Source organism: Enterobacter sp. EC_50, from assembly GCF_019584525.1.
Lineage (GTDB): Bacteria > Pseudomonadota > Gammaproteobacteria > Enterobacterales > Enterobacteriaceae > Enterobacter > Enterobacter roggenkampii.
Genome location: NZ_VDAF01000011.1, coordinates 152,813 through 163,602 on the forward strand (window position 1 = coordinate 152,813; position 10,790 = coordinate 163,602).

General features: G+C 55.8%; 9 protein-coding genes. 2 read left to right on the forward strand and 7 right to left on the reverse strand.

What is annotated here, in order from left to right:
• The first annotated feature begins 2 nt into the window (after positions 1-2).
• On the forward strand, positions 3-1,391 hold the full coding sequence (locus tag FHC48_RS11395) for a glutamine synthetase family protein (protein ID WP_059362187.1): 1,389 nt from the start codon (positions 3-5) through the stop codon (positions 1,389-1,391).
• Positions 1,392-1,440: 49 nt separating this feature from the next.
• Here the strand turns inward: FHC48_RS11395 and mglC are convergent, their stop codons facing one another.
• From mglC to FHC48_RS11430, 7 genes are all read right to left on the reverse strand, one after another.
• Positions 1,441-2,451, reverse strand: a complete 1,011-nt coding sequence (gene mglC / locus FHC48_RS11400) for a galactose/methyl galactoside ABC transporter permease MglC (RefSeq protein ID WP_008500921.1) — start codon at positions 2,449-2,451, stop codon at positions 1,441-1,443.
• A gap of 15 nt (positions 2,452-2,466) precedes the next feature.
• Positions 2,467-3,987 (reverse strand): galactose/methyl galactoside ABC transporter ATP-binding protein MglA, encoded by a 1,521-nt coding sequence (mglA, locus tag FHC48_RS11405; RefSeq protein ID WP_008500922.1) that lies wholly within the window; start codon positions 3,985-3,987, stop codon positions 2,467-2,469.
• A 79-nt stretch (positions 3,988-4,066) separates the two neighbouring features.
• Positions 4,067-5,065, reverse strand: a complete 999-nt coding sequence (gene mglB, locus FHC48_RS11410) for a galactose/glucose ABC transporter substrate-binding protein MglB (protein WP_008500923.1) — start codon at positions 5,063-5,065, stop codon at positions 4,067-4,069.
• A 295-nt stretch (positions 5,066-5,360) separates the two neighbouring features.
• Positions 5,361-6,383: an HTH-type transcriptional regulator GalS gene (galS, locus tag FHC48_RS11415; RefSeq protein ID WP_059362190.1), complete on the reverse strand. Its 1,023-nt coding sequence runs from the start codon at positions 6,381-6,383 to the stop codon at positions 5,361-5,363.
• Positions 6,384-6,538: 155 nt separating this feature from the next.
• Positions 6,539-7,696 carry a DUF418 domain-containing protein YeiB gene (gene yeiB, locus FHC48_RS11420; protein WP_023344548.1) on the reverse strand — a complete coding sequence of 386 codons (1,158 nt, stop codon included), beginning with the start codon at positions 7,694-7,696 and terminating at the stop codon, positions 6,539-6,541.
• A 19-nt stretch (positions 7,697-7,715) separates the two neighbouring features.
• Positions 7,716-8,384, reverse strand: a complete 669-nt coding sequence (gene folE, locus FHC48_RS11425; RefSeq protein WP_008500927.1) for a GTP cyclohydrolase I FolE — start codon at positions 8,382-8,384, stop codon at positions 7,716-7,718.
• Positions 8,385-8,486: 102 nt separating this feature from the next.
• Positions 8,487-9,635, reverse strand: a complete 1,149-nt coding sequence (locus FHC48_RS11430) for a YbfB/YjiJ family MFS transporter (RefSeq protein ID WP_055321900.1) — start codon at positions 9,633-9,635, stop codon at positions 8,487-8,489.
• Positions 9,636-9,773: 138 nt separating this feature from the next.
• Between FHC48_RS11430 and fghA the strand changes: the two genes are divergently transcribed.
• On the forward strand, positions 9,774-10,601 hold the full coding sequence (gene fghA / locus FHC48_RS11435; protein WP_059362193.1) for an S-formylglutathione hydrolase: 828 nt from the start codon (positions 9,774-9,776) through the stop codon (positions 10,599-10,601).
• Positions 10,602-10,790: the final 189 nt, after the last annotated feature.

Here is a 10,790-nt window from a genome sequence, read left to right on the forward strand (position 1 = left end):
TAATGAATGCGTTTTTCCTCAAAAGTCTCCGCCCGTACTTTAACTTTCCCGGCTTATCACTCCCTGGCGCACTTAATTCTGGCCTCTGGCTGGATGAAAAAATTGACGCCCTGCAGCACAACGTTGCCGTGGAAGTGGCCGATTATCTGGAACGTTACCCGCAGACGAAACATGTAGACGTTTACCTGAACGATATTAACGGCACGATGCGCGGCAAGCGCCTCTCGGTAGAGAGCATGCTGAGCCTGGAAAAAGGCTGTTATTTTCCGCTTTCCGTCTACTCCATGGACCAGAAGGGAAACATCGCCGCCCCGCTTTATGATGAACCCGATCGGCTGTGCGTCCCGGTCGCCGGCTCTTTGCGCCCCTGTCCGCAGGATCCAGAGCACACCGCGCAGATCCTGCTGACGATGAAGGACAGCGACGGTAACCCCTGCCCGCTTGAGCCGCGCGCGATACTGCAGAACGTCGTGGCCCGCTTCCACCAGCACGGCCTCTTCCCGGTTATTGCCCCGGAAATCGAGTTCTATCTGACGGGACAGGGCGATCGCGATCCGCAAAATCAGGGCTGTTTTCACATGGATACCTCGTCGGCGCATGCGGCGCTGTTTGACGAGCTGGAACAGCTGGCGCACCTGCAGCGCATCCCGCTGTCAGGGGTGGTAGCGGAAGCCGAGTCCGGACAGTACGAATTAAACCTGAAGCACAGCCAGCGCGTCATAGAGGTCTGTGATAACGTGCTGGCCCTGCGCCGCCTGACCCGCTATGTCGCTGAAAAGCACGGCCTTCAGGCCAACTTTATGGCTAAGCCGTTCAGCGAGCTTTCCGGCAGCGGTTTGCACATCCATTTCAGCCTGAACGATAGCCGTGGCGAAAACGTTTTTGCCTCGCCGGTGAACGCGCTGAGCAGCATGATGCGCTTGTGCATCGCGGGCCAGCTGGCGCTCATGCCCGCCTCCGTCGCCATTCTTGCGCCGGGGGTCAACGCGTTTCGTCGCCTGCGTAAAAACCTGACGGAACCCGTCTTTAACTCCTGGGGCTATAACACCCGCTCCGCCGCCTTGCGTATTCCCTGCTCGGATGAGAGCAACCGTCGTATCGAGTACCGGCTGGCCGGGGCCGATGCGAATCCGTATCTGGTCACAGCCACTATCCTGACAGGCATGCTGTACGGGCTGGAACATATCGACGAGGGGGATCTCCCTGAGCCGCAGCACGACCAACCCGAGCTGCCGCTGTTCCAGCAGGAGGCGATTGAGGCCTTTGCCCGCTGTCAGTATCTCACCGACAGCCTGGGCGACGCCTTTTCCGAACAGTGGGTCGCCTGCAAGCTTTGTGAACTCGACTGGTTTGAGCGGATTGTGACGCAGGAGGAGTCAAATCTGGCATAGGGCATAAAAAAGCCCGCTCGGTGAGCGGGCCGGGTATGGCGAGGGACGATTACTTCTTACGGGCGTACTTCAGTGAATCCAGCGCAACCGCGAAGATAATGATGGCGCCCTTGATGATGTACTGCCAGTACGGGTTCACGCCGATGTAGGTCAACCCGTAGTTGATGACGGTGAAGATGATCACACCGGTCACCACGCCGAGTACGGTACCCACGCCGCCGCTGAAGGAGACGCCGCCCACCACGCAGGCTGCAATCGCATCCAGTTCGTACATGAAGCCAAGGTTGTTCGTTGCAGAGCCGATGCGGCCCGCTTCCAGCATCCCGCCGAAGGCGTAGAACACCCCGGACAGGGCATAGATGATGAGCAGGTTCAGGGCAACGTTTACGCCGGAGACTTTCGCCGCTTCCGGGTTACCGCCGATAGCGAAGATGTTTTTGCCAAAGCGCGTTTTGTTCCACAGGATCCAGACGAAGGCGACCGCAATCAGCGCATAGAAGGTGATATACGACAGGCGGAAGCTGCCCAGCGCGATAAACCCTTGCGTAAAGGTCGAGAAGCCGCTGTCAAAGCCCGAGATGGGCGAAGCACCGACGAAGTCGTAGTACAGGGAGTTGATACCGTAAACGATGATCATCGTACCCAGGGTGGTGATGAATGGCGTCACGTTCAGGTAGGCGATGATAATACCGTTGATCAGACCAATCACCGCGCCGATGGCGCAGACAATCAGGATCACCACGAAAATCGGCATGGTGGCCATTTCCGGGAAGACCTTGTTGGCGTTTTCCATCGACTGCAGTAGGGTTGCCGCGATAACCGCCGCCAGACCCACCTGGCGACCGGCTGAAAGGTCCGTCCCCTGGGTCACGATCAGACCCGCCACGCCCAGCGCAATGATAATACGCACGGAGGACTGGGTCAGAATGTTACTCAGGTTGAGCAGGCTTAAGAACGTAGGGTCCTGGAAAATGATGATTGCCAGCAAGACTAAAAGAACAACGTAAATACCGCCTTCTTTCAGGTAAGTGAGAAAACTTTTTTTATTTAACGCACTCATGAGGAGCCCCTGATCTTAAAGGTGCAAAGACGCAAGACGCAAAATTTCGTTTTGCGTTGTCGTTTTGGTGTCAACAATACCGGCGACGAGACCATTGCTCATAACCAGAATACGGTCTGTGATCCCTAACAGTTCCGGCATTTCGGAAGAAATGATAATGATCCCTTTATTCTTTTTCGCCAGCTCGGCAATCAGCTGATAAATTTCAAACTTCGCGCCGACGTCAATACCGCGGGTCGGCTCATCCAGCATCAGGATTTCGGGCTGCGTTAATAACCAACGGCCAATAATCACTTTCTGCTGGTTACCGCCTGACAGCGAACCAATCTGGGTGCGGTGGCCTGGCGTTTTCACGCGCATGGAGTCAATCACCCACTGGGTATCGCTTTTCATGCGGGAATTATCCAGCAGCCCGACTTTGTTTTTGTAATTGCGAATGTTAGAAATTAACGAGTTAAAGTTAATATCCAGATAAGCATAAATACCGGTCGAACGACGCTCTTCCGTCACCAGCGCAAAACCATTATTAATGGCTTCGTTGGCGTTGTGGTTATTGATTTTCTTACCGTGCAGCGTAATGGTGCCTTCGGCTTTCTCACGAATGCCAAACAGGGTTTCCACGATGTCGGTACGCTTTGCCCCCACCAGCCCGGCAATTCCCAGGATTTCACCCTTATGCAGGTCGAAGGAGACATCGCGGATAGACGGCTGACGTAACGAGGTCAGATTGCGCACTTCCAGAATCACTTCACCCGGCTTGTTTTCTTTGTCCGGGAAGCGCTGGTTCAGGGAACGACCGACCATCATGGCGATGATCTTGTCCATGTCCAGCCCTTCCAGCGGCTGCGTGGCGATCCACTGGCCGTCACGCAGGATGGTGATCTCATCGCACAGCTGGAAGATCTCTTCCATTTTGTGGGAGATGTACACAATGCCGCAGCCGCGATCTTTCAGCTTACGAATAATGGTAAAAAGGTGGTTAACCTCTTTTTCCGTTAATGACGATGTCGGTTCGTCCATGATGACAATTTTCGCATCATAGGAGAACGCTTTGGCAATTTCGATCATCTGCATCTGGGAGACGGATAATGTTCCCACGCGGGCGCGCGGATCGATATCAATATCCAGCTCGTCGAAAATCGCCTTGGTGTCGCGATACATTTTGTCCTGATCGACAAAAACACCTTTGGTGGGATAACGCCCCAACCACATGTTATCCATGACTGAACGCTGCAGCACCAGGTTTAATTCCTGGTGAACCATCGAGATACCGTTTTCCAGTGCTTCTTTCGCTGAATGGAAATCGATCTCTTTCCCCTGAAAAAGAATGCTGCCAGAATCTTTTTGATAGATCCCAAAAAGACATTTTAATAATGTTGATTTACCCGCACCGTTCTCCCCCATTAAGGCATGAATAGAGTGAGGACGCACTTTTAAATTAACATTATCGAGTGCCTTAACGCCGGGAAATGACTTGTTGATACCGCTCATTTCCAACAGGTATTCACCGGATGACTGAGTTGTTGTGCTGACCATAATTATACCTTGTTGGCCTCGCATATCGCGTTATAAAAGGGCGCAACTCGTTGCGCCCAGTGAAGACAAGTTAACTCTTTTATTTACCGATAAACTCAGCCAGGTTGGACTGGTCTACGCCCACGTAAGGTACGCGAACGATTTTGTTGTCAATTTTCCAGTTGGTGCCATCTGCCGCACCTTTGCCATCGGCCAGGTTTTTCGCCAGATCGAAGGTGGCTTTCGCCTGGTTGTTGGCATCGTTCAGCACGGTACCGGCCATCGCACCGGATTTAACCAGCGCCAGCGCTTCTGGCAGCGCATCTACGCCGAATACCGGGATAGAGGATTTGTTGTGTGCTTTCAGCGCTTCTACCGCACCCATTGCCATCGCATCGTTGTTGGCGATAACCACTTCGATTTTGTTGGCGTTAGGGCCGGACAGCCACGCGTCCATCTTATCTTTCGCCTGAGCGGTATCCCACATCGCGGTATCTAACGCCAGCTGCTGGGTTTTCAGGCCCTTGTCGTTCAGCTCTTTGATAACGTAGGTGGTACGCGCTTCAGCATCCGGGTGGCCAGGTTCGCCTTTCAGCAGCACGAACTGAATCTGACCGTCTTTGTTCAGGTCCCAGTTCGGGTTCGCCGCCCAGTGTTTCGCGATCAGATCGCCCTGAATAATACCGGACTCTTTGGAGTCGGTACCGACGTAATACGCTTTGTCGTAGCTATCCAGCGCCTTACGGGAAGGTTCTTTGTTGAAGAAGACGATCGGCACGTTCTGGCCGCGCGCTTTTTCAATAACCGTGCCTGCTGCAGCCGGGTCAACCAGGTTGATGGCCAGGGCTTTCACGCCTTTCGCCAGCAGAACGTCGATCTGGTCGTTCTGTTTGGACTGGTCATTCTGGGAGTCGTTCATCAGCAGCTGAACGTCTGGCGCTGCTTTCGCATCTTTCTCAATCGCTTTACGCACAACAGACATGAAGTTGTCGTCGTATTTATAGATGGTCACACCAATACGGGTATCCGCAGCGTGCGCTGCTGCACCAAAAAGCATGCTTGCCATTACAGCAGACAGGGTCAACACCTTCTTATTCATGGTATCTCCGGTTTTTTTTATGCAGGGTAGTTCTTGTGAATAACGAGCGGCGGGCAGATGTTAATAAAACGTTACTGACAGCCGAGGTTCACTTATAAAATTTCTCTCTTCCGTGTTCGGTAACGCTCCAGAAATGCGTTTTATTCGTTGTTTGCGGCACATTGGCTATAGTGAAAGTGAATAATCACTGTTACATAGCGTTTCAGCCCCTAAAACGCTGACATCATAGTCAGCGCCTTGTTAAGATACTGTGAATTTACTCACAGATTGAAAACGGTTACATCACCACATGTAATCAGTTAGTGATCGGAACCACAATTTGCCGGGCCGCGACGGAGTGGCGACGCACTAAAGTCGGCATGAAACAGTGTGTTGCCCCCGGATCTAGCACGCCTGCGGCCCCCTGTAACGCCAGCTCAGTCGCCAGTTTCGCCATAGAGGCAATCGGGTAGCGCACGGTTGTCAGCTGCGGGTCGGTGTAACGGGCAATCGGAATATCATCGAAACCAATGAGTGACAAATGCTGTGGCACCGCAATGCCGTTATCTTTCAGCGCCGTCAGGGCGCCTGCCGCCATGCTATCGTTATAGGCAAACACCGCTGACAACTGCAGATTGCGGCCCAGCAGTTCCACCATCGCCGCTTCACCGCCCTGCATGTCCGGCGTGCCGGTTCCCACCCAGCTCTCGGATGGCGTAATGCCATGCTCTTTCAGGGCGTTTTGCCACCCCTCGCGCCGCAGTTCGTCATCTTCAATCGCGTGGCTGGAGGCCAGATAACCGATCCGCTGATGCCCGTTGTTGATGAGCATTTTCGTGGCCATCATGGCGCCGCTGACGTTATCCAGCCCGACGCAGCGGTGGGCATAGCCGGGGACGATGCGGTTGATCAGCACCATGCCCGGGATCTGCTCCATCAATCCGGTTAGCTCTTCATCGCTCAAGGCTTTTGAATGGACAATCAAGGCGTTACAGCGCTGGCGGATCAGCACTTCAATGGCATGGCGTTCTTTTTCCGCCTCATGATAGCTATTGCCGATCAGGACATATTTCTCATGCTGCTGGGCGACCATATCGACCGCTTTCACCAGTGCGCCGAAAAAGGCATCCGAGACATCCATCACCACCACGCCGATGGTGTCGCTGACCTGCGTCGCAAGCGCCTGGGCATTGGCATTTGGCCGGTACCCGAGCTGGGTCACGGCTTTCATTACGCTTTCTCGGGTTTCAGGGCTGACCAGCGCGCTATTGTTCAGCACGCGTGAGACGGTAGCCACAGAAACGCCCGCCTGACGGGCGACGTCACGAATGGTGATCATATTCACCATCCTTCAAAGGATTGCAGCAACTCACAGACACCCCCTGTGTTTAGCAAGGTGGCTATTTTGGCAGCGAGAGAAAGGGGACTACGTGAAGAAGCTCACAGTCATGAAAACGCTTACATCCGTTTTGTTAATGATTGTGATCCAGATCGTTATCTGGATGTATTTTTCAATGATATCCCTGAAGCACGTGCGGTTAACTGACGCCATACCCACTCCAGCGGTCCCTGGCGGAAATAGCGTAGCCAGAGAACAGAAAACGCCAGGTTTACTGCCCAGACCGGAATAACAAACGCCAGCAGCGTAAGGCGGTCGAATTTCATAAACAGGCCAAAGCGATAGAAAAGCGTGGTGCAGATTAGCGTTTGCAGGAGGTAATTGCTCAACGCCATGCGGCCCACGCAGGCGATAGCGCTGACCATCCACAGACGAGAAAGCGAGGGCCAGAAGCCGTAGATCAGCGCCGCGTAGCCGATGGTCTGGAACGGCGCGCTCAGTTCACGCGGCACCTGGAGCAGGAACGCGCACCAGCGGTAATCCCAGTGGATATGCCACTGCGCTATCACCGCCGGGAGGTTAATCAGCACGCCGAGCAGCACCAGACCGGCGCCTGTGCGACGATAGTGACGCAGGCTGAATTCCCCTTTCAGCCAGCCGGTGCGCATCAGTGACGCGCCCATCAGCATCATGCCCGCCAGCTGCCAGCCGTATTGCGCGCCCAGCGCGAGGAGGTTATCCCCCAGCATATCCGCGCGGTTGCTTATCGCTTCCGTACCGCCCTTCAGCTTCCAGAACTGTTCGTACTGCAGGTTAGCGGCATCCGGGATCCAGGCACGATTCGTCGTCTCCCCGGAGATCATCCCCAGCAGCAGCAGTACCCCAAGCCCCATGACATAGAGCATCACGCCGGTGTTGAACAGGCTTTTAACGCTGTGCGCATCGCGAATGAGGCGCCAGCAGATGAGCCCGACTAACCCATACGCGAGAAGAATATCGCCGTCCCAGAAGAACAGGCCATGGATAAAACCGAGGATAACCAGCAGCGTCAGGCGCGACTGGATCCAGCGCGTACCGCGTTTGAGGAGAAGCTGCAGGCCTGCGCCAAACAGCAGGGCGAAGAGCGTAAGGAATTTGACCTGCGCAAAGAGATCGAGGATTGCCCAGGTCCAGGCATCACTGCGGGTGATGTCGCCATACCACGCGGGATTGAGATAAGCCGCCTTCGGCAAACCGAAGGCGGTGATATTAAGCAGCAGGATACCGAGAATGGCGACGCCGCGAACAAAATCGAGCGTGACGTTTCGCTCCATGGTCCCTGCCCTGTCAGACTTAGTTGTGGTGACGTACGGCGCGCAGGAACTCCTGGCGGGTATTCTGGCTCGATTTAAACAGACCGCCCAGCGAGGTTGTGGTGGTCGCACTGGTGGCATCGCGCACGCCGCGCGCTTTCACGCAGTAGTGAACCGCGTCGATAGAGACGGCCACGTTATTGGTGCCCAGCAGCGTTTGCAGCGCGGTCAGGATCTGCTGGGTCAGGCGCTCCTGCACCTGCGGACGCTGAGCGAAGAACTGCACGATGCGGTTGATCTTCGACAGGCCAATCACCGTATCTTTGGGGATATACGCCACGGTCGCTTTACCGTCGATGGTCACGAAATGGTGTTCGCAGGTGCTGGTCAGCGTGATATCGCGGACCGTCACCATCTCATCCACTTTCATCTTGTTTTCAATGACGGTGATTTTCGGGAAGTTGGCGTAATCCAGGCCGGAGAAAATTTCGTCGACGTACATTTTCGCGATGCGGTGCGGCGTCTCCATCAGACTGTCGTCACTCAGATCGAGATTCAGCAGCTCCATGATGTCGGTCATGTGACCGGCAATCAGACGCTTGCGGGTTTCATTGTCCAAATCCTGTACGGGCGGACGCAGTGGCGTTTCAAGACCGCGCGCAACCAGGGCTTCGTGGACCAGGGCAGCTTCTTTACTGAGTGATGACATTTTGTTCTCCTGCAGGTGTGGCGTCTTTTGCCCTCGTTGTGGCAAAAGTATGCGTTCATTGTGCGTGAGGCGGCGCACATAATCCAGTATTCACGACGATAATTATTGCGATTGCTGTTGCCTTTCAGCGTGACGATTCCAGACAAGCGCTCCTCCAACAAACAGCGCAATGCCCGCCAGCCCCAGCGCGGGCTCCAGCCGGTGGGTAAGCCAGGTTGATAACGCCGAGGTGACCGGACCAATCAACTGCCCAATCGCATACCCGGTGGTGAGCAGGCCTGCCATATAACGCGTGTGGTTTGGCGCCAGCTCGCGGCCGTATAAAAGAGAGAGCTGCACGGCACACAAAAAGCCGCCGCCCACCAGCAGCCCGCCCGTCAGCAAACCGCCAATCCCCGGCAGCAGCCAGGCCGCCAGCACGCCTGCGCCCTGTAACCACAGTACGATAGCCAGCCTGCGGTTAGCCGTTGAGGTATGGCGTAACAGAATACTGAGCGCAATCCCCACCACGGCGGCGAGACCAAAAATCGGCCAGACAAACTGGGCAAACAGGCTGCCGGGAAAACGCACGGCCGCCATTTGCGACAGGAAGGTCGCCGGGAGGATATAGCCAAACCCGGCCAGGCTGTAGCTCCAGACCAGACGCGTTAAATCCGCCGTCAGCACCAGCGGCTCCGGCGCGGTGCCGGGTCGATGGAGCTGCCCGGATCGCGGCAGGTAGCGCGCCACCAGGGCAATCAGCACCAGCGCCAGTACGCCGTAGATTTGCCATGCCGCCCCGGCCGACAGGGACTTCGCCTGAATATAGACGGCGAGCAGCCCGCTCAGGGCAATGCCCGCCCCCGGTCCGGCAAACACCGCAGCGCTCAGGCCCGGTTTACCCAGCTGCCCCAGCCGTTCGTTGGTCCAGGCGGCAATGAGTACCATCGACCAGCCGCTCATGCAGCCAATCACGAAGCGCAGCAGGCCGTGCACGACGGCGTTATCCGCCGCCGCGGAGAGCAGCGTCAGCGCCACCGCGCCGGTGATGCCCAGCCAGAGGCGCGTTTCAACGAAGCGGTGCGCACGCATCGCATCCCACGCACCCACCAGATAGCCCAGATAATTCATCGCCGCCACCAGACCCGCGCTGGTCAGCGTAAGCTGTCCGGCAGCAATCATCAGCGGCACCTGAGGCGTAAAGGCAAAGCGCCCTATCCCCATCGCCACCACCAGAACGACAAACCCACTGAGCGCAATACGCAGCGCCATGACCGCTCCAATTGTTAAAGAAAAGTAAATTTATGATGCAGCATCTCGCCGTCTGGCGAAAGTGAAAGTTACTCACAGGTCAATGAAAAGGCTGTATTATGGGTTTTATGAATACGCATTCTCATTAAGGAGCCCTGCATGGAACTGCTCGAAGAGCACCGTTGTTTTGAAGGTCGACAGCAGCGCTGGCGGCACGACTCCACCTCTCTGAACTGTGCAATGACGTTCAGCATTTTCCTGCCGCCGACGGATAACCCGCCGGTTTTGTTCTGGCTTTCCGGCCTGACCTGTAACGACGAAAACTTCACCACCAAAGCCGGCGCGCAGCGTATTGCCGCCGAGCTGGGCATTGCGCTGGTGATGCCAGACACCAGCCCGCGTGGCGACGATGTGGCCGACGATGCCGGATACGACCTGGGCAAAGGCGCCGGGTTTTATCTCAATGCGACCGAGCAGCCCTGGGCGCGCCACTACCGCATGTATGATTACCTTCGCGATGAACTTCCTGCGCTGGTGCAGTCGCAGTTTGCGGTTGGCGAGCGCTGCGCGATCAGCGGCCACTCGATGGGCGGGCACGGGGCGCTCATCATGGCGCTGAAAAATCCGGGGAAATACGTCAGCGTGTCGGCATTTGCGCCAATTGTGAACCCAACACAGGTGCCGTGGGGGCAGAAAGCCTTCACACACTATCTGGGTGAGGATGCGGAAAAATGGCAGGCATGGGACAGCTGCGCGCTGATGCTGGCCAGCAAAGCTGAAGAAGCCATTCCTACCCTTATCGATCAGGGTGATGCGGACCAGTTCCTCGCCGGTCAGCTGCAGCCTGCGGTGCTGGCAGAAGCGGCACGCCAGAAAGACTGGCCGCTGACGCTGCGCATTCAGCCGGGATACGATCACAGCTATTATTTCATCGCGTCCTTTATTGAGGATCATCTCCGCTTCCATGCGGAGCATTTGTTCGGGTAAATGCGGCCGATTGCCGGGTGGCGGCTTCGCCTTACCCGGCCTACATTCGTGGATTTTGTAGGCCCGGTAAGCGAAGGGTATGAACCGGAAACATGGGTAACACTTTAGACCGGATACATGGGTAACAGTTATAACTGGCATAGAAGAGGAGACTCGCTATGCCCTGGACTGAGACCCGACCTATGCAAC

Excerpts from the sequence above, each read along its gene's own strand:
- FHC48_RS11395 (WP_059362187.1), top strand. The coding sequence starts at position 3 with ATGAATGCGTTTTTCCTCAAAAGTCTCCGCCCGTACTTTAACTTTCCC.
- mglC (WP_008500921.1), bottom strand. The coding sequence starts at position 2,451 with ATGAGTGCGTTAAATAAAAAAAGTTTTCTCACTTACCTGAAAGAAGGC.
- mglA (WP_008500922.1), bottom strand. The coding sequence starts at position 3,987 with ATGGTCAGCACAACAACTCAGTCATCCGGTGAATACCTGTTGGAAATG.
- mglB (WP_008500923.1), bottom strand. The coding sequence starts at position 5,065 with ATGAATAAGAAGGTGTTGACCCTGTCTGCTGTAATGGCAAGCATGCTT.
- galS (WP_059362190.1), bottom strand. The coding sequence starts at position 6,383 with ATGATCACCATTCGTGACGTCGCCCGTCAGGCGGGCGTTTCTGTGGCT.
- yeiB (WP_023344548.1), bottom strand. The coding sequence starts at position 7,696 with ATGGAGCGAAACGTCACGCTCGATTTTGTTCGCGGCGTCGCCATTCTC.
- folE (WP_008500927.1), bottom strand. The coding sequence starts at position 8,384 with ATGTCATCACTCAGTAAAGAAGCTGCCCTGGTCCACGAAGCCCTGGTT.
- FHC48_RS11430 (WP_055321900.1), bottom strand. The coding sequence starts at position 9,635 with ATGGCGCTGCGTATTGCGCTCAGTGGGTTTGTCGTTCTGGTGGTGGCG.
- fghA (WP_059362193.1), top strand. The coding sequence starts at position 9,774 with ATGGAACTGCTCGAAGAGCACCGTTGTTTTGAAGGTCGACAGCAGCGC.